A 19939-nucleotide genomic window follows, 5' to 3' on the forward strand; every position below is an offset into this window, starting at 1 on the left:
GAACATGCAACATTCAATCAAGCAATATATCCCGTTTATCTTTTTTGCAGCAGCTGTTGGCCTTACCAGTACAGGATGCGGCAGCAAGCACGAATCTGAAGATCCTCAGCCCTGGAAGCTGACAGACTCCATGTTGAACACGCTGATAGTGGACACAGCTACCTCCCGGCCTGTGGAAAATGAGATGCTGCTCACAGGGAAAATATCTGCCAATGAAGATAAAACCGCCCGCATCTTCCCAATGGTAAGCGGTGTGGTAAAAGACGTAAGGGCACAAGCTGGCGATCTCATACAGAAAGGTCAGGTGCTGGCCATCCTGAAAAGTCCTGAAATGGCTGGGTTTACCGCTGATCAGCGCGTGAATGCCAACGACATGGCCATTGCAAAGCGGAACATGGAGGTAGCGGAATCTTTCTACAAAAGCGGACTGAATTCCCAGCGCGAATACGAAGAAGCAAAGAGCAATTACGATAAAGCGGTTGCCGCCTATAGTAAATCCCAGGCCATCCTGGAGATCAATGGTGGCGGACATCAAACCAACTATGCGGTAAAATCGCCGGTGCCGGGCTTTGTGATCAGTAAGAAAGCCGCTGAAAATATGCAGTGGCGACAGGATAACACTGATCCCATCTTCGTAGTGGCAGACCTGGCCAATGTATGGGCTATGATTAATGTCTTCGAATCAGATATCTCCAGCATCCGCATAGGCGATAAAGTACAAATGACTACACTGTCGTACCCCGATAAAACATTCTCCGGTACGATCGATAAAATATACAATGTACTCGACCCCGATAACAAAGTGATGAAAGCCAGGGTAGTGGTGGATAATCCAGGCTACCTGCTAAAACCGGAAATGTTCGTGCGGGTAAAAGCCAACCGCCACTCTGATACGAATATTGTCAGCATCCCGTCGAGAGGTATCATCTTCGACCACGACAAATATTACGTATTGGTACGTTCCAACGCAAAAGCGGGCGTGGAAACGAGGGAAGTGAAAGTTGACAAAACCGTGGAAGGCAGGGCCTATATCAGCGCCGGCCTGAAAGAAGGCGAGCGGGTGATAGCCTCCCGGCAGGTATTCATTTATGAAACGCTGAAGGATCAGCAGTAAAAAAGGCCATCGCTATGAACAAATTCATTAAGAAAGTTCTTGCTTTCTCACTAAAAAATAAATACTTCATTTTCTTTGCCACCGGCATCCTGGCGGTTGCGGGATATATAAGTTTTAAGCAAATCGGCGTTGATGCGTTCCCGGATGTAACCAATACTTCTGTGACTATCATTACACAATGGCCGGGAAGAAGTGCGGAAGAAGTAGAGAAATTTGTAACAAGACCTATAGAAATAGCCATGAACAGGGCGCAGAAGAAGACGCATATCCGCTCTTCCTCCCTGTTTGGCCTGTCGGTCGTAAAAGTGATTTTCGATGACGATGTAAACGATACATTCGCCCGTCAACAGATCAATAATAACATTACTTCAGCTGGCCTTCCCGACGGTGTGGATCCGGAAATAGAGCCGCCTTATGGTCCGACGGGAGAGATTTACCGCTATACCCTGCAAAGCAATAAACTGTCGATACAGGAACTGAAAACGCTGCAGGACTGGGTCATAGAGCGGAACCTCTTGTCGGTGCCCGGCGTTGCGGATATCGTAAGTTTCGGGGGGGAAGTAAAGATTTACCAGGTAACTATCAATCCTGATAAGGCCGTTCAGTATAATATTACGGCGCAGGAGATGTTCCAGGCGTTATCAAAAAGTAACATCAACGTAGGTGGAGATGTTATCGTGAAGAATGCGCAGGCCTATGTGGTGCGTGGTATCGGTATCCTCAATAATGCAGAGGAGATCCGGAACATTATCGTAGATAATATCAATGGAACGCCGATTTTGGTGAAAGATGTGGCGGAGGTAAATATCGCTTCTTTGCCGCGACTGGGCCAGGTGGGCCGCGACAGGGATCATGATGTGGTGGAAGGTATAGTTGTGATGCGTAAGGGAGAGAATCCGGCAGTAGTGATCACATCGCTGAAAGAAAAGATTGCAGAGCTCAACAACCGTATATTACCGGATGATGTTAAGATCAATACCTTTTACAACCGTGAGGATCTGATCAACTTCTCCACACATACCGTGCTGCATAATATGATCGAAGGGATCATCTTTGTAACGGTGATTGTGTTCCTGTTCATGGCCGACTGGCGCACTACGGTGATTGTATCGGTAGTGATTCCGTTGTCGCTGCTGTTTGCCTTCATCTGTCTGAAGCTGAAGGGAATGAGTGCTAACCTGTTGTCGATGGGAGCTATCGACTTCGGTATTATCATCGATGGGGGCGTGGTGATGATGGAGGGAATCTTTGTGATACTGGATAAGCGGGCCCACCAGGAAGGTATGGAGAAGTTCAACAAGCTGAGTAAGCTGGGAATGATCCGCAAGGCTTGCCTGGAGAATGGTAAAGGTATCTTCTTTGCGAAGCTGATTATTATTACCGGGTTGCTGCCCATCTTTACATTTGAAAAAGTAGAGGGCAAGATGTTCTCGCCGCTGGCATGGACACTGGGCTTCGCGCTGCTTGGAGCGCTGATCCTGACATTTACACTGGTGCCGGCACTGGCGAGTGTGCTGCTGAGAAAGAATGTAAAGGAAAAGCACAATATTTTCCTGGAGTTCATCCATAAAAATACCCTGAGGATCTTCAACTATTGTTTCCGTCATCGCCAGATTGCCTTCGGTATAGCGCTCGTCGTACTGGCATTCGGGTTATACTGCTTCCGCTTCCTGGGAACGGAGTTCCTGCCGCAGTTAAATGAGGGAGCTATTTATATCAGGGCAACGGGTCCGTTGAGCACATCCCTGGAAGAATCGGTGAAAGTGGCCAACGATATACGCAAAAAGCTGCGGACATTCCCGGAAGTGAAACAGGTGATGTCGCAGACCGGCCGGCCGAACGACGGTACCGATGCTACCGGGTTTTACAATATAGAATTCCATGTTGATATTTATCCGCAGGGAGAATGGAAAAGCAAGCTGACAAAGCCGGAGCTGATCGAGAAGATGAACCAGAAGCTGGCAGGTATACCGGGTATTACGCTGAACTTCTCCCAGCCAATCATGGATAACGTGGAAGAAGCGGTATCCGGTGTAAAGGGATCTATTGTAGTGAAGTTGTTTGGCGACGACTTCAAGCTGGTAGAGGAGAAAGAGGAATCTATAGAGAAGATACTGAAAGGAGTACATGGTATTGAGGATCTGGGGATATTGAGAAATATTGGCCAGCCGGAGCTACGCATTAACCTGAACCAGCAGAAGATGGCCCTGTACGGGGTTACTACAGAAGATGCGAACTCCGTTATTGAGATGGCCATCGGTGGTAAAGCAGCTACGCGTATCTATGAGGGAGAGAAAAGCTTTGATCTTCGTATACGCTATCCCGAGAGTTTCCGTGAGAACGAAGAAGCTATTGGTAACCTGACGATACCCACTCTGAGGGGGAACAAAATTCCGCTGAAGGAAGTAGCCGATATTCAGCATATCATAGGGCCCAGCATGATTTACCGCGATAAGCATATGCGTTACGGCGCCATTAAATTCTCTGTACGTGGAAGAGACTTAGGTAGTACTATTGCAGAAGCGCAGCATAAAGTAAATTCACAAATCACGCTGCCTAAAGGTTATTCCCTGGAATGGGCGGGTGACTTTGAGAACCAGCAACGTGCCACCAAACGGCTTTCGCAGGTAGTGCCGATCAGTTTGCTGCTGATATTCCTGATCCTGTTCATCCTCTTCGGTAAGATCAAGGATGCCCTGCTGGTGTTGAACAACGTGCCGTTTGCGATCATCGGGGGGATCTTCTCCCTGTGGCTGACCAACGTGAACTTCAGTATCTCCGCTGGTATCGGCTTCATTGCGTTGTTTGGGATTTGCGTACAGAATGGGGTGATCCTGCTGTCGAAATTCAAGACCAACGTACGAACGATGAACGCCTCGTCCAACTTCAGCCTGGCGCATGCCATCCTGGAAGGTGTGGAATCGAGGATACGGCCGGTTGTCATGACCGCCATGATGGCGGCAATAGGCCTGTTGCCAGCTGCCATGAGCTCCGGTATTGGCTCTGAAACAGCCCGTCCGCTGGCCCGTGTGGTGATCGGTGGGCTGATCACAGATACTTTTTTCAACCTCTTTATTTTCCCGATAGTATTCTATTGGGTGTATAGAAGGATGCTGAGAAAGGATACGGGCGATCCGGCAGGAAAGAAATAAGAATAGGGAATGAAGAATAAAGAATGAAGAATGAAGAAACAGAGCGAAGACCTAAGAGGATATAATAATAACTATATCCTCTTAGGTCTTCGCTCTGTTTCTTCATTCTTTATTCTTCATTCTTCATTCTTTATTCTTCATTCTTCATTCCCTATTCTTCATTCTCAGCTTCAGTTTCTTCTTCTTAGGCTTTTCCTCATCGCCGAGTAATATAGCCCAGGGGTTCATTTGTTCGATGTTTTCGCAGACAATCTTAATGATAGCGATGGTAGGAATGGCGAGGAACATGCCCGGGATACCCCATAGCATATTGCCAAGAACAACGCCTATAATAGTAACCAATGCGTTTATTTTTACTTTGGAACCTACGATACTCGGGAATAGTACGTTGCTGTCGAGTATATGTACGAGGAATAGCGCGATACCTGCCTGTACAGCCTGGAAAGGAGTACCGGTGGCCAGTGTAACCATTATGATAAGAATAGCAGCGGAAAGGATGCCCACATAGGGGATGATATTGAAGATGGCAGCCATTACTCCCAGGAGGATGGCATATTTGATTCCGAGAATGAGAAAGAGGACGGTATTCAGTATTGCAACAATCACCATTTCTATCATGAGGCCGCCCACGTAGCTTTTAATGATACTGCGGGTGCTGCCAATTACATTCAGTATTTTGGCGCGGTGTTCTTCCTGGAAGTTGCTGACAAGAAATTTTACGAGCAGCCGGCGGTAATAAAGAATGAAGAAGGCGTAGAGAAAAACAAAAACGATGAAGATCAGCAACGAGGAAAGCGACAGGAAAGTTTGGCTGATCACGGTGGTAGCGGTGCCTAGTGTTCCCATGAGTGCTTTCTGCACGTAGTTGAGCTGATCGTTGGAATTAATATGGAACTTTTCATTGATCCAATCCTGTGTAGTGGAGATGAGGGTCGTCAGCTTTTGCTGCAGTTGCGGAAAATCGCTGACGAATGCCTCCATCTGTTTACCCAGCAACAGTATGATCAGCAGAATGAATATGACAAATAACAGCACCGAAATAACAGCTGCCAGGCTCCGGGGCAGACGCCACTTTTCCAGCAGGTGTACTACTGGTAACAACATGATGGCAATGAGCATGGCAAACATCATGGGAATGATGATATTGCTGCCCATATGCGCCACGTAGATGACGAGTATAATTGACATCAGGGTAAAAGTCAGCCTTGCGGAAAACGGTAACTTAACTTCATTCATAGCGGTAGTGCTTTTACCAAAGATATTAAAAACCATCATGTATAACATTAGAATTACCGGTATACATTTATTCATGTATTAGGATTGCAGATACGGCCGGCTTTCATTATTTTTCCATTAGCCTGAAAAAATAACCTTATGAAAAAACTATTTGTGTTCTTGTTGCTGGTTTCCAGCCATATATTATCTTCCTATGCAGGAGCATTGCCGGTGGACAGCCTGCCTGTTCGTGGTTTTTGTATCGCTGCTCCCCGGGCGGCAGACCTGCCGGCGTTTATCCGGTTCATAGAAACAGAGCTGTCGCCGCGTCATATCAATACACTGGTATTGCGGGTAGATTTCAATTATGAGTTTAAATCGCATCCCGAACTCCGCGATGCGGGCGCCTTGACGGAGCAGCAGGTAAAGCAGCTGGTGCAGACCTGCCACAGGCTGAATATCCGGATTATACCGCAGATCAATCTTCTCGGGCATCAGTCATGGGCAGATAACACTACCAACCTGCTGCGGGTATACCCCGATTTTGATGAAACGCCCTGGGTAAAGATGCCGGCGAAATATGAATGGCCCAATGCCGACGGGCTGTATTGTAAGAGCTATTGCCCGCTGCATCCGGGTGTTCATAAGGTCGTATTTGAGCTGGTAGATGAAATATGCGATGTGTTTGAGGCTACCGCCTTTCATGCGGGCATGGACGAGGTGTTTTACATAGGGGAACATAAATGTCCGCGTTGCGGCGGAAAAGATAAAGCCGAGCTTTTTGCCGGAGAAGTATGGACGATCCGTAATCACCTGGCGGAAAAGAATCGTATGCTCTGGATCTGGGGCGACCGTTTGCTGGATGGCAAAACTACCGGCCTGGGTGAGTGGGAAGCCAGCTACAATAATACCTATCGTGCAGTAGATATGGTACCGAAGGATATCGTTATCTGTGACTGGCACTATGAGCGTCCTGATAAAACACCGGTGTATTTCGCGATGAAGGGGCTTTCCGTTATTACGTGTCCATGGCGGATGCCGGCCAATGCCCGGCTGCAGCTGCAAGACATGTACAGCTACCGGAAAGGCGCCACTGCTGAAATGAAACCCCGCTTCCAGGGAATGATGCAAACCATATGGTCAGATGCAGGCAGCTTCCTGCATGAATTCTATGGAACAGGAAAGCCGCAGAAAGATACGGTGAATACAAGTGCGAATTGTTTCAGGGCGGTATTTGAGAAATAGCTACCAGGATTATATCTTCCTCAACAACGGAATATAAATCTCCGAATATCTACGGGTATCTTCCATAGATATAAAGAAATGGTTGCCGCTCATTTTGAACACGCCTTCTTTACAACAGAGGCTGATGAAATTGTACATGGGAACGCCTGCAGTGGCGAAGTCCATTGGCACCGGCAGTTTCAGGTAATAGCCTCCGTTGATTCTTTTCGCCATGAGGTAGCCGAAGTTTTGTTGTAGTTGTATATGAGCGGTGATGGCGCTGGCGGGAACAAGCAGACCGGCGAACATCGAGAGTTTTTCGTAATTGGTAACCGGGATGGCATCGAGGGTACCTGTGATGATCCTGGTTTGCGGAAGATCGTACAGCAGTTTTATCTTGTTAAACAATGTGTAGTGTGTATTCATCCTGGATATCATCTCACCGATAGGATCCTGTCCCTTGGCGGCAAAAGAGTAGTATAAGATGCTATCGGGCAGCTTCACTTTTTCGCAGCGCTCATAGTTGAAAATATCCCGCAGCACATCATGGCCAAGCGTCATGGTGATGGCTTCCGTGATTTGCAGCGTTCTTTTTTCGTTGGGAAGAATGATGATCTTGCGGAAATCTTTCGGGCTTTCTCCGAAGTGCATCCGGAAGGCTTTGCTGAAAGCGGCCGTGGTAGCATATCCGCAGTAATCTGTTATTTCCCCGATGTTGTAACCACTGTGGCGGAGCAAACCAGCCGCAAGTTCCAGGCGGTGGCGCTTTACATAGTGCCAGAATGGCTCACCCATATAGGCAGTGAAAGTATGATAGAAGTAAGAATAAGAGATCCCAAGTCGTTCTGCTACGTCCCTTATGTTGAACGGATCACTCACGTGGTCGTCCGCATAGGATAATCCCTGGTAGGCGAAATTTTCGAGTTGTTCTTTTGTCAATAGGCTGCCCATAAAATAGGGGGTATTTTGAGATGCTCACCAGTTTGGCCATAGGCTGATGCGCAGTCAGCTAATTTAAATTTTTTTATGGTTTTGCAGAATGTAAATTTTTGAATCATTTTAATTGATTGGTTATCAATCTTCTGTTGTGTGGTATTTATTTAGAATTATTATAATATTTCAATTTCCTCTATGGAAGCCATTTTATTTTTCAGGTTATAATCAAAAAAAGCTAAAACGGACAAATGGGAATTAAATTGAATGGGTAATTTTAGCAGCATCGTCATGTTTATGTTTCGGCCATACTACACTATTGGAGGTTAAGTACTGAATTTTATTTGTCCTATCAATCCTGTTGTGGCGTTGCGCTGATCGCAACTCCATTGGGTTGCGGCAGACACACGGATATAATATTAATGAAGTATGATTATCGTTGTTGTTATTCTGGCTGCCATGTTATGCCTTGGATGGATTTTGCTGATCCGGCATTTCAGGGCTTTACAGCTGGCCCGCATTCATCTTGTCAGGCGGGAGCAGCGGGAGGTTTTCCTGCAGCAGGAACTGGAGGACGTAAAAGAAAAATACCGGAAGCTGGAAGATAAGTTCCGGAAACTGCAATATGAGCTATATGCAGCACGGCATAGAGATGATACCAACTGAAGATAAAGACACAGTAACATCCACCTTGTTTTCCCGGAATGCCGATATTTAGGTAGGTTTGTTCCCATGGAAGCAGTTTTTCAGATCACATCGGGCGAACGGGATGCGCAGTCAGCCATGCTCGGGCAGCTCAGGAATCTTCTCAGGTATACAGATGAAACCAATACCCGTGTAGCCGTGGAAGTGGTGGTGCATGGTCAGGCCTGGACTATGTTGCTGGCGGTTGACAATCCGCAGGCAGCAGGGGTGCAGGAGTTACATCAGCGGGGAATACGTTTTCTTATTTGCAGAAATACGATGAACAGTCATCAGCTGGAACTCTCATTGCTATTCCCTTTCGTGGAAGTGATCCCTGCCGGGGTAGTACACCTGATTATGCGGCAGCAGGAAGGTTGGGGGTATATCAGAGGTTAAGTGTTGAAAATTAATTTATTAGTTTATTTTTACATTTTAGAAGAAGGCACCAAATAAAAATTGTAAAATAACGTTAAAATGGGTGCACGATTAACAGGACTAACCTCTTAAAAACAAAATACATTGAAACTCACAAAAATTACCGGAATACTGTGGTTATTCATGGCAATCCCTATTTTCACTTTTGCTCAGGACTGGCACGTGGGTGCTTTTCTGGGTGCTTCCAATTATAGCGGCGATCTGGTAGAGAAAAGAGTGGACCTGCGGTATACCCGTCCGGCCCTGGGCATTTTACTAAGAAGAGACATCAACCGTTATATCACCATTCGTGGTGCGTTCACCTGGGGAGTTGCTACAGGAGCCGACAGTACCAATAGTTCGCCTGATCTGAAGGCCAGGAACCTCAGTTTCCGCAGTAACGTATTTGAGGGAAGTATCATAGGGGAGTTCAATTTTTTTGATATGGATGAGAAGGGGTTTACTCCTTATGTGTTCGTTGGGGTAGGTGGTTTTGGATTTGACCCTACAGCTAAAGACCGGTCGGGTAACCGGGTGAGATTGCGTCCGCTGGGTACAGAAGGAGAGGGCCTGCCGATGTATCCTGGCCGTCAGCCATACGATCTGTTTGCATTTTCATTTCCGTTCGGAGCAGGGGTGAAAGCTAACCTGAACGACAGGTGGACACTGGGTTTCGAGATCGGTCTGCGCCCTACTACTACCGACTACCTGGATGATGTGAGTAAAACATATGTAGATAAGAATACATTACTTACCTATCGCGGCCAGGAGGCCGTGGATATGGCTTTCCGTGGAGATGAGCTTACGGGGAAAGGAGCTACACCCGGCACCTATCCGCCTGACGGCACTATCCGGGGCTCGGATAAACACAAAGACTGGTACAGTTTCTCCGGGTTTACGATTACCTATCGCTTTGGCGGTGGTGGTGGTGGCAACAAATGGGGTAAGCAGAAGGCTACCCGTTGTCCGGTGTTGAGACCGTAGAGGAGAGAATGAAGAATATGGAATGAAGAATTAAGAAACAGAGCGGAGATATAAGCGATATCGAATAACGACATCCGCTTATATCTCCGCTCTGTTTCTTAATTCTTCATTCCATATTCTTCATTCTTTTGGCATAGTTGTTGGTTTTATCAGTTCAAACAGGTAATACTTTGCAGCCACCAGCTTATGGCGGAATAAGTATCACAAAATCGCGGAGAGAGTAATGGACCGATAGCCGCAAAAAATAAGTTGGTGAGCAGCTGCCTGTTAAGGTTAAAAAAAAGAACCATGAAAAAGTTTCTGTCGATAGTTTTAGTGATGTTGATTACAGGCAGCTCGGTTCTGTTTGCGCAGCGCAGGCCGCCACTTCCGCCGCCGCCTCCACATCCACGTCATCTACCGCATCCTCCAAGGCCACCTTTGCCGCCATTTCCGCCGAGGCCACATCATCACCGGCCGCCTTATCACAGACCGCCGCATCCGCCAAGGCCATACTGGCATAGAGGGCATTATCACAGGCCTCACCGTAAGCATCACAGGTACGCCTACGTAGTATATCCGGGAGCCGGTTATACTTTCAGTGAGGGAATGATATCAGCTTTAAGTTAAAAACACCACAACATTTAATTGCCAACCAATCTTGAACAAAAAACCGAAAAACATGAAAAAAGTAATGCTGATAATGCTGCTTATAGGTGGCACCGCGATTACGACCTACGCACAACGCGGTTGGGACAGGGGCTATCGCGATCATGGCCGTGGACATGGCCGTTGGGAAAGAGAGGGCAGATGGAGGGGGGATGATGATGACGACAGATGTGAAAGACGTCGTTATTATCGCGACGACTGCGAACGCCCGGACCGTTATTACTATGGCCGACGGGCCTATTATGCACCGGTTCCTGCTGTAATACCAGTGCCGGTTCCTGCTCCGGTCTATTATCCTTCAAGGCCGAGAGCCGTGTTCCATGCAGGAGTAACTATCGTGAACTGATATCTGGAATAAATAAAAATGAGATGCCTCCCATAATTAATGGGGGGCATTTTTTATTGCGGTGTGGGTTGGTTACTTTTGTTGGCTGGAATAAGCTTCAAACATGGCATATAAAAATCTCAGGCATTTTATTGATACGCTGGAACAGGCAGGAGAGCTGGTTCGCATTAAAACCTATGTGGACCCTAAACTGGAGATCGCTGAAATTACGGATAGGGTAAGCAAAACACCAGGTGGCGGGAAGGCCCTTCTTTTTGAAAATACCGGTACTGATTACCCGGTGCTGATTAATGCTATGGGCAGCTACAAAAGGATGTGCCTGGCACTGGGTGTGAGTGAGCTGGACGATATAGCCGGCGAGATTGAAAATCTCTTTAAACTATTATCAAAACCTAAAGAAAGTATACTGGACAAACTGGCGCTGCTGCCCAAGCTGGGGCAGTTTGCTTCCTGGATGCCCAAGGTAATTGCCGGTAAAGGCAGCTGTCAGGAAGTGGTGATGACCGACCCGGATTTATCCAAACTGCCGGTGCTTACCTGCTGGCCTAAAGACGGTGGCCCGTTCATTACCCTGCCGGTGATTCATACGAAAGATCCGCTGACGGGCACCCGTAATGTGGGGATGTACAGGATGCAGGTTTTCGAAAAGAATATGACCGGTATGCACTGGCATAAACACAAGGTGTCGGCCAGGCACTTTAATGAATATAAAAAGCTGAATAAACGTATGCCCGTTGCCGTTGTACTCGGCGGCGATCCGGTGTACACCTATTCGGCTACTGCACCTTTGCCGGAGAATGTGGATGAGTACATGCTGGCAGGTTTTCTTCGCAAGAAAAAAGTAGAACTCGTAAAGTGTATTACGCAACCTGACCTGGAAGTGCCGGCTGACGCTGATTTCGTGATAGAAGGTTATGTAGAGCCGTCGGAAGATTTGATCTGGGAAGGGCCTTTCGGGGATCATACCGGGTACTATTCCCTGGCCGACTGGTATCCGCGGTTTCACGTAACTGCTATTACCCATCGTAAAGATGCCGTTTACCCTTCAACTATTGTGGGGATACCTCCGCAGGAAGACGCCTGGATTGGTAAGGCAACGGAACGCATTTTCCTGGCGCCTATCAAGATGACGCTGGTGCCGGAGATCATAGATATGGAAATGCCTGTGGAAGGCGTATTTCACAACCTGGTGATTGCGCAGATCCGGAAAGACTTTGCCGGCCAGGCGCAGAAGGTAATGAACGCCATGTGGGGCGCGGGCCAGATGATGTTCAACAAGATCCTGGTAGTGGCGGATGAAGGCACGAATATCGGCAACTATAAAGAGCTGGCCCAGTACGTATTCCGGCATCTGAACCCGGCTACTGATATTTACCTGAGCCAGGGCCCGATGGATGTGCTGGATCACTCCTGTTCGAAGATGGGATTCGGCGGTAAAATGTGTATCGATGGTACCCGCAAATACGAAGAAGAAACAGATACCCGGTATCTGCAGCTGCCTACGCCACAGTTGATAGACACGGCTTCGCTGATGCAGCAATTCCCGGAGATCAAAGCGATCAACAGCACGCTGCTGCAAATGGATATCTCCTGTATTCTTGTGGCGGTAGAAAAGAGCCGTCCGTTTCATATACGCGAACTGAATGAACAGCTGTATATGCTGCCAGCCTTGTCGGGAGTGAAGATGGTGCTGTATGTTGAGCATACGGTAGATGTAAGTGACCTGGCTTCTGCGTTGTGGCGGTTTTGCAATAATCTTGATCCTAAGCGCGACAGCTTTGTCATTAGCCGGCCATCGGCCGTTGGTGCGCAGCATATTGGTGGCATCGGGATGGATGGTACGCTAAAGAACAAAATACTGGACAATTTCGAACGTGACTGGCCCAATATCATTGTGGCGGATGATGCTACCATTCAGAAGGTAGACGCCAAGTGGGCCGAATTAGGTATGGGACCGTTGTTGACGTCCCCGTCTCTCAAATATAAACATCAGATTTATGGGGAGGAAGCAGTGGTTCAGCAATAGCATCGCTCTTATCCTGATATGCCTGGCCGGAAGCTTTCATGCCGCCGGTCAGGTAAATACAGCGGATATCAGGTACCTGCAGCAACTGGAGGGGACCTGGAAGATGAATACGCGCAAAAGCACCATCATAGAAAGCTGGAACCGGGTCAACGATTCTACCTGGGCTGGCAAAACCTGGAGGGTGGTGGGGCCCGACAGCTCTGTGCAACAGTCGATGAAGCTGGTACGCCGCGGCAACGATATCTATTTTATGCCTACTTACGAGGGCAACACAAAAACGAATCCTATAGCACTGAAACTCCGTGTGCTGAAGCCTGTTGGCTTTGTAGCAGAAGACCTGAACAACGATTTTCCGCGTAAGATTACTTATCGCTTTAAAGACGCACGACATCTGGATGCCCGCGTGGAAGGCACCAGAGATGGCACTATTGAAGAATACATCTTTCAGTATACCAGCTTCTAGAATGAAGAATATGGAATGAAGAATTAAGAATGAGAGCGGAGATTAAAGCGGATAACAATACATCTATCCGCTTTAATCTCCGCTCTCATTCTTAATTCTTCATTCCATATTCTTCATTCTCCAATGTTTCCCGATTTCGTAAATCATTTTCCCGGTTTGAGATAACCGGCGGAAGGGGTATGCTGTACCTTTGTATCACACACGATACAAGCACTGAATCAAAGTATTCTCTATAAAGTAATAATTTGAGTTGGTCGTACAAGCGATACCGTTTCTGTTTCCAGAAACGGTTTTTTATTGGCTCCCGGCAGCCAGCTGCCGGGAGCTGTAGCTTATTTATGTATCTCTGAAGAGAAGTTGAATTGTATATCGGGGTTGTTGGTACGTTCTGTATTGAGGTACCATTCAGACTGGGCCAGGTATACGAGGTGTCCGTCTTTATCTTCCACGATGTTGGCGGATTTGAAGCGGATGAAATCTTCGATCTTATCTTTCGGTCCGGTGAGCCAGCAGGCTTTATAGAAGGGCAGTGTATTGAACTGGCACGCCGCGCCATATTCCTGCAGGAGGCGGTACTGGATTACTTCAAACTGGAGATCGCCCACGCAGCCGATGATTTTGCGGTTGCCGCCGTGCTGGGTGAAGAGCTGTGCTACACCTTCATCTGTAAGCTGGCGGATACCTTTTTCCAGTTGTTTGGTTTTCATCGGGTCTTTGTTCACCAGTTCCTTGAACAGTTCCGGAGAGAAGCTGGGGATACCGCTGAAGTAGAAGTTTTCGCCTTCTGTGAGGGTATCGCCGATCTTGAAGTTACCGGTATCGAACAGGCCTACCACGTCGCCGGGGAAAGCATCATCCACCACATTTTTTTCGCGGGCGAGGAAGCTATACGGGTTGCTGAACCTAACGTCTTTGTCTAAACGAACATGATGAAAGAATTTGTTCCTTTCAAATTTTCCGGAGCAAACACGCAGGAACGCAATACGGTCGCGGTGACGGGGATCCAGGTTGGCGTGTATCTTAAAGATGAAGCCACTGAATTTCTCTTCGTTCACGTCTATTTCCCGGGTCGTAGCTTCGCGGCTACGTGGTATGGGCGCGATATCCACGAAGGTATCGAGGAGGTCTTTCACTCCGAAGTTATTAACGGCGCTGCCGAAGAAAACGGGCGCCAGTTTGCCGGCGAGGTAGTCTTCGCGGTTGAAGGTATCGTATACACCTTCTATCAGCTCTACATCTCCGCGGATCTGGGTGGCATCTTTTTCGGAGAAATGTTCGTCTACGAAGTTGCTGCTGAGATCGGGGAGTGCCACCACATCTTCGTCGGTAGCTTTTTTATTGGGCTGGAACGCCACGAAGCTCTTATCGTAGAGGTTATACACGCCTTTAAAATCGGAGCCCATATTAATAGGCCAGCTAAGCGGACGAACGCGGATGTTCAGTTTTTCTTCCAGTTCATCCAGCAGGTCGAATGGATATTTACCATCGCGGTCCATTTTATTCACGAAGATGATCACTGGTGTATCGCGCATGCGGCACACCTCCATCAGTCTTTCTGTTTGTTCCTCCACGCCCTTCACACAGTCGATCACCAGCACCACACTGTCAACGGCAGTGAGCGTGCGGTAAGTATCTTCAGCAAAGTCTTTGTGGCCGGGAGTATCCAGCAGGTTAACAAGGATATCGCGGTATTCGAATGTCATTACAGAAGTAGCTACGGAGATACCTCTTTGTCTTTCAATTTCCATGAAATCCGAGGTAGTATGCTTCTTTATCTTGTTGGATTTTACGGCTCCGGCAGTCTGGATAGCCCCGCCGAACAGGAGAAATTTCTCTGTCAGTGTGGTTTTACCGGCATCCGGGTGAGCGATGATCGCAAAGGATTTTCTTTTACTGATTTCGTTAGCGTACTTCATATATATCCGAAAAATGGCAGCAAAGGTAACTAAATTTTTTGTCCGGCTATATTTCGTGTTTATTGGCTTCGTGCGTGCCAATAAATCCGCTAAATTTGAAATATGATAGCGACGCTTAAAATATTGTGGAATAGCTTCAAAATGGCGATGCAGGAATTACGGGTAAATAAGCTCCGGACTTTCCTGTCGTTGTTTGGGATTACGATTGGCATCTTCTGTATTATCGCGGTATTTACCTTAACAGGTAGTCTGGAGCATAATATCCGTAAGGATCTGGCGGATCTGGGCGACGATGTGATTTACCTGCAGAAATGGCCCTGGGGTGGAAACGGGGAATACGCCTGGTGGAAGTATATGAACCGTCCGCTGCCGGAGTATAAGGAGTTGAAGCTGATACAGGAAAAGGTACAGAGTGCGAGCTATGCCTCCTTTAACTTCGATGTAGGCGGTAAGAAGGTGGAATTTGGGGATGATTATATGGACGGGGTGACGATGATGGCCGTGAGTAATGATTTTGACCAGATACAGACATTACAGATCACCAGTGGCCGCTTTTTCAGCAATAGTGAGAGCAACAGTGGCTCTAATGTGGCTATACTGGGGTACAATATCTGGGACGGGCTTTTTTCGTCGCCGGAGTCGGCTATGGGAAAGATGGTGAAAATTGCGGGCCGGGATGTAAAGGTAATTGGCTTGCTGAAGCGAAAGGGAGAGAGTATGATTGGAGGCATTGGCTACGATAATGCGATTCTGGTGCCTTACCGTTTCGGGCGGACGGTGGTAGATGAGCGGCGTAACGCGGATCCTTACATACAGGTGAAGGCGAAGCCGAATGTATCCATCACGCAGCTGAAAGATGAGATGCGAGGGATTATGCGGGCGGCACACCGGTTGAAACCCAGGCAGGAAGATGATTTCGCTTTGAATGAGATCAGTGCGGCCAACGATAGCCTGGCCACCATGTTTGCCACCATTAACTCGGTAGGGTTCCTGATTGCGGTATTTGCATTGATTGTGGGTGCTTTCGGGATTGCCAATATTATGTTTGTGACGGTAAAGGAGCGGACAAATATCATTGGATTGAAGAAGGCGATTGGGGCGAGGAGGAGTATTATTATGATGGAATTTCTGCTGGAAGCGATGTGCCTTTGTTTGTTCGGAGGGGTGCTGGGACTGTTGCTGGTATATCTTATAGTAATAGCTGTTAATATGAGTGGAGTGTTTGAAATGGTACTTTCTCCGGGAGCCGTTATTTTCGGGCTTTCCGTATCGGCTATAGTGGGATTGCTGGCAGGTTTTATACCGGCTTATACAGCGAGCAAGCTGGATCCGGTGGTGGCGATCCGGAGTTCATGATAAAAATTAAATCAAAGAAACTACCATATCCTGTGCCGGGAGGCAGTAAATCGGTGAAAACGGACCCGGGCTCCCATGGAAGGAGTAGCTCTCCCGGAAATTTAATAGCAGCGATTGATACCTGAATTAGCTGATGGCTTCACGTTATCATTGGCTGCAAGGCTTTTACAGGCGGGTTTTCCCGCCTTTTTTTATTAATTTTGCCCCTTATGTCAGTTAAAATCTTAGCGATAGAATCGTCTTGTGATGATACAGGAGCGGCCGTGATAGTAGATGGGAAAGTATTATCCAATCATATTGCGGGTCAGAAAGTGCATGAGCAGTATGGCGGGGTGGTGCCGGAGCTGGCGTCGAGGGCGCACCAGGAGAACATTGTGCCGGTGGTGGATGTAGCGTTGAAAACAGCGGGTGTAGCGAGGGAAGAACTGAGTGCGATCGCATTTACGCAATCGCCGGGCCTGATAGGTTCCCTGCTGGTAGGCAGTTGTTTTGCGAAGTCGATGGCGATGGCGCTGAATATACCGCTGATAGGCGTGCATCATATGCAGGCGCATGTACTGGCGAATTTCATAGACGATCCCAGGCCGGATTTTCCTTTTCTGTGTTTGACCGTATCCGGGGGGCATACCCAGATAGTGTTGTGTGAAAGCCCGTTGCGTATGCGGGTGATTGGAGAAACCCTGGATGATGCAGCGGGAGAGGCTTTTGATAAAACAGCGAAGATACTCGGACTGCCTTATCCGGGAGGGCCGTTGATCGATAAATACGCTGCCACCGGGAATCCGGAGCGGTTTAAATTTCCCGAGCCGCGTATACCGGGACTGAATTTCAGTTTCAGCGGTTTGAAAACATCTATCTTATACTTCCTGCAGGATAATCAACAGCAGCAACCTGATTTCATCGCACAAAATCTGGCGGATATCTGTGCTTCTATACAGCATCGCATTGTCAGCATCTTGCTAAACAAGGTTATAAAAGCTTCACAGGAAACGGGTATCAGGGATATTGCCATTGCCGGCGGCGTAAGTGCCAACAGCGGGTTAAGAAATGCGTTGGAGGTATATGGGAAGAAGTATAACTGGCGCACTTTTATTCCTAAATTCGAGTATTGTACAGATAATGCCGGTATGATAGCCATCACGGCATATTATAAATACCTGGCGGGCGAGTTTGCAGGTTTGGATGCTGTGCCTACCGCCAGGGCTGCATTTTAAAGGAACAGCGGGAAGAGAAAAAGTAACCGCTAATGGGTAAAATCCTATACCTAACCATCATAAAATCGATTTAGTTTTATAGCAAAGCTATAATGATTATTATCTATGAAGAAAGTACTGACTGCTTTACTGGGTCTGACACTTGCCTATAACGTAGTACCGGCGCAGGCACCGGCAGCGCAAACGGAGTGGCAGCAACAGAAATATTCCATGTTTATTCACTGGGGGGCCATTTATTCCACTTTGGGCGGCGTTTGGGAAGGGAAACCGGTTACCCGGGGCTATAGCGAGCAAATACAGGCGCATGCCGGTATTTACAGCGATATATACGGCGCCATAGCGAAACAGTTTAACCCGCAGTACTGGAATGCAGATTCGATTGTATTGCTGGCGAAAGCAGCGGGTATGAAATCGGTGGTGATGACATCGAAGCACCATGATGGCTTTTGCATGTTCCATTCTGCCTATACCGACTATAACGTAGTAGATGCCACTCCTTTTAAAAGAGATGTACTGAAGGAATTATCGGAAGCCTGCCGGCGTCATGGTCTGAAATTCGGGATGTACTTTTCGCTGATCGACTGGCACTATCCGCAGGCGTACCCGATTTCCAGCACGAACAGTGATCCGATAACACCGGAGCATCATGAGTTTAACAAGAAGCAGGTAACGGAGCTGATGACCAATTATGGTCCGGTTTCGGAGATCTGGTTTGATATGGGATCATTGACAGAACAGCAAAGCCGTGATCTGGCGGAGATAGTACATCGTTTACAGCCGGGATGTATGGTGAGTGGGCGTTTGGGGAATGATGCCGGTGATTTTTGTGTAATGGGAGACAACCAATACCCGGATTACAAAATTGCATCGGCCTGGCAGACGCCGGCCTCTGTATATGACGAAACCTGGGGTTACCGTAGCTGGCAACAGCATGGAAAGGCGGTGGACAAAGCACATGAGAAGCTGCTGGGATTGATTAAAGTGGTGAGTCGCGGTGGTAATTACCTGTTGAATATTGGTCCGCGTGGAGATGGTTCGGTAGTAGATTTCGAGAAAGAAGTATTGCTGGCAAACGGCGCCTGGCTGAAACTCAATGGGGAAGCCATTTACGGCGCATCTGCAAATCCGTTTGATACCACTTTTGCCTGGGGAGAAGTAACCACTAAACCTGGAAAATTGTATCTGCACCTGCTGCAGACGCCACAGAACGGGGTGATTGAGTTACCGGGATTGAACAGCAAAGTGAGTCAGGTAACGTTGTTGAGCAATGGTAAAAAGGTGGCGGCCCGTGTATCAGTAAAAGATGGAAACACCCGTATTCAGCTGCCGGCAGATTTCAGGATAGCCGACAATGATGTTGCCGTATTAGCGTTGCATTGCGGAAACAGTGTGAGCATCACTCCCCTGCATTTATTGAAACATGCTACGGCCCTGAACCGTTATAATGCCACACCGTTATACAGTTTCTCCGGTGCCGATTATCCGAGTTACTATCGTAGTGAAGTAGGAGAGCGGTGGGCATTTACTGTGAAGAAACCGTCGTCATTGAAGCTGGTATATAGTGATGAAGAGAAAGGAAAACAGGCGAAGATTACGCTGAACGGCGTTACAAAAGACGTATTGCTGGATGGCAGTCAGCGTGCTCAGTTTTATAACGATCCCGCATCATTGCAATGGGGCCCGATATACAGCACGTCGTCTTTCCCTTCGTATATTGATGGCGCCAATGGATCAGTGAAGGAGGTGAATCCGGATCAACCGTGGCCGGGGGATAAAGATCAGCCGTGGACAAAGCACAGCGATTGGAAGAACGATGAAGTGCTGAAGATCCCGTCTGATCGTGGGCGGAGCCGCGCGGCTTACCTGTTGCAGGAGATCACTGCCCCTAAAGCGGGAGATTATCTGGTGGGATTTACGAGCGGCGATGGGATTGGCGTATTCCTCAACGGAGAAGAGCAGGTATTGCATAATAATCCGGCCAGGGGTACTACCGGATCGGAAGTAGCGTTATTATCGCTGAAGGAAGGGAAGAACCAGTTGATCGTTAAATACTATAATCGTTTTGCGAAGGAGATTACAGCCGGTATCAACAGGAATGTTCCGCAGGTAATGTATGAGCAGCCGGTAGATCTGAAGCTGAAGGGAAATGGCAGAGTGGAGACCGCAGAGATCAGGCAGGCTAATCCGGTTTCTATCCATCGTAATCTTCGTATGCCCAATCTTTCTGTAGTATTGGATCAGTAAAAAATA

Annotated in this window: 16 protein-coding genes; 12 read left to right on the forward strand and 4 right to left on the reverse strand. The window is 47.8% G+C overall.

The features are described from left to right. Window positions 1–4 precede the first annotated feature (4 nt). Together UNH61_RS10290 and UNH61_RS10295 are read left to right on the forward strand one after the other, a co-directional pair. Window positions 5–1114: an efflux RND transporter periplasmic adaptor subunit gene (locus tag UNH61_RS10290; RefSeq protein WP_326992016.1), complete on the forward strand. Its 1110-nt coding sequence runs from the start codon at window positions 5–7 to the stop codon at window positions 1112–1114. A 14-nt stretch (window positions 1115–1128) separates the two neighbouring features. After that, window positions 1129–4266: a CusA/CzcA family heavy metal efflux RND transporter gene (locus UNH61_RS10295; protein WP_326992017.1), complete on the forward strand. Its 3138-nt coding sequence runs from the start codon at window positions 1129–1131 to the stop codon at window positions 4264–4266. 144 nt (window positions 4267–4410) lie between these two features. On the opposite strand, the gene UNH61_RS10300 is transcribed toward UNH61_RS10295, so the two are convergent. Next, window positions 4411–5502, reverse strand: coding sequence for an AI-2E family transporter (locus UNH61_RS10300; RefSeq protein ID WP_326992018.1), 1092 nt, complete (start codon window positions 5500–5502; stop codon window positions 4411–4413). Between the two features lie 138 nt (window positions 5503–5640). Between UNH61_RS10300 and UNH61_RS10305 the strand changes: the two genes are divergently transcribed. Beyond that, window positions 5641–6726 carry a family 20 glycosylhydrolase gene (locus UNH61_RS10305; RefSeq protein ID WP_326992019.1) on the forward strand — a complete coding sequence of 362 codons (1086 nt, stop codon included), beginning with the start codon at window positions 5641–5643 and terminating at the stop codon, window positions 6724–6726. A 9-nt stretch (window positions 6727–6735) separates the two neighbouring features. Here the strand turns inward: UNH61_RS10305 and UNH61_RS10310 are convergent, their stop codons facing one another. After that, window positions 6736–7656, reverse strand: a complete 921-nt coding sequence (locus tag UNH61_RS10310; protein ID WP_326992020.1) for an AraC family transcriptional regulator — start codon at window positions 7654–7656, stop codon at window positions 6736–6738. A gap of 411 nt (window positions 7657–8067) precedes the next feature. Between UNH61_RS10310 and UNH61_RS10315 the strand changes: the two genes are divergently transcribed. From UNH61_RS10315 to UNH61_RS10325, 3 genes are all read left to right on the forward strand, one after another. Continuing rightward, a complete protein-coding gene (locus UNH61_RS10315) occupies window positions 8068–8304 on the forward strand; it encodes a hypothetical protein (RefSeq protein ID WP_326992021.1) in 237 nt (78 codons plus the stop codon). 66 nt (window positions 8305–8370) lie between these two features. Beyond that, entirely contained in the window at window positions 8371–8718 is a 348-nt protein-coding gene (locus tag UNH61_RS10320) for a DsrE family protein (protein ID WP_326992022.1), read from the forward strand. 162 nt (window positions 8719–8880) lie between these two features. Then, on the forward strand, window positions 8881–9720 hold the full coding sequence (locus UNH61_RS10325) for a DUF6089 family protein (protein ID WP_326992023.1): 840 nt from the start codon (window positions 8881–8883) through the stop codon (window positions 9718–9720). Window positions 9721–10045: 325 nt separating this feature from the next. On the opposite strand, the gene UNH61_RS10330 is transcribed toward UNH61_RS10325, so the two are convergent. Beyond that, window positions 10046–10213 carry a hypothetical protein gene (locus tag UNH61_RS10330; RefSeq protein ID WP_326992024.1) on the reverse strand — a complete coding sequence of 56 codons (168 nt, stop codon included), beginning with the start codon at window positions 10211–10213 and terminating at the stop codon, window positions 10046–10048. Window positions 10214–10381: 168 nt separating this feature from the next. Between UNH61_RS10330 and UNH61_RS10335 the strand changes: the two genes are divergently transcribed. The 3 genes from UNH61_RS10335 (at window position 10382) to UNH61_RS10345 (ending at window position 13203) form a co-directional block, all read left to right on the forward strand. After that, entirely contained in the window at window positions 10382–10714 is a 333-nt protein-coding gene (locus tag UNH61_RS10335) for a hypothetical protein (RefSeq protein WP_326992025.1), read from the forward strand. 103 nt (window positions 10715–10817) lie between these two features. Next, window positions 10818–12740 (forward strand): menaquinone biosynthesis decarboxylase, encoded by a 1923-nt coding sequence (locus UNH61_RS10340; RefSeq protein ID WP_326992026.1) that lies wholly within the window; start codon window positions 10818–10820, stop codon window positions 12738–12740. Continuing rightward, window positions 12712–13203 (forward strand): DUF6265 family protein, encoded by a 492-nt coding sequence (locus UNH61_RS10345; protein ID WP_326992027.1) that lies wholly within the window; start codon window positions 12712–12714, stop codon window positions 13201–13203. Before UNH61_RS10340 ends, UNH61_RS10345 begins: the two co-directional genes overlap by 29 nt. A 332-nt stretch (window positions 13204–13535) precedes the next feature. Here UNH61_RS10345 and UNH61_RS10350 read toward each other — a convergent pair whose 3' ends face one another. Further along, window positions 13536–15119 carry a peptide chain release factor 3 gene (locus UNH61_RS10350; protein ID WP_326992028.1) on the reverse strand — a complete coding sequence of 528 codons (1584 nt, stop codon included), beginning with the start codon at window positions 15117–15119 and terminating at the stop codon, window positions 13536–13538. Window positions 15120–15221: 102 nt separating this feature from the next. On the opposite strand from UNH61_RS10350, the gene UNH61_RS10355 reads away from it, so the two are divergent. The 3 genes from UNH61_RS10355 (at window position 15222) to UNH61_RS10365 (ending at window position 19933) form a co-directional block, all read left to right on the forward strand. Next, window positions 15222–16475, forward strand: a complete 1254-nt coding sequence (locus UNH61_RS10355; protein WP_326992029.1) for an ABC transporter permease — start codon at window positions 15222–15224, stop codon at window positions 16473–16475. Between the two features lie 209 nt (window positions 16476–16684). Beyond that, window positions 16685–17689, forward strand: a complete 1005-nt coding sequence (gene tsaD / locus UNH61_RS10360; protein ID WP_326992030.1) for a tRNA (adenosine(37)-N6)-threonylcarbamoyltransferase complex transferase subunit TsaD — start codon at window positions 16685–16687, stop codon at window positions 17687–17689. Between the two features lie 105 nt (window positions 17690–17794). Further along, on the forward strand, window positions 17795–19933 hold the full coding sequence (locus UNH61_RS10365; protein WP_326992031.1) for an alpha-L-fucosidase: 2139 nt from the start codon (window positions 17795–17797) through the stop codon (window positions 19931–19933). Window positions 19934–19939: the final 6 nt, after the last annotated feature.

It is taken from the genome of Chitinophaga sp. 180180018-3 (assembly GCF_037893185.1).
Taxonomy (GTDB): domain Bacteria; phylum Bacteroidota; class Bacteroidia; order Chitinophagales; family Chitinophagaceae; genus Chitinophaga.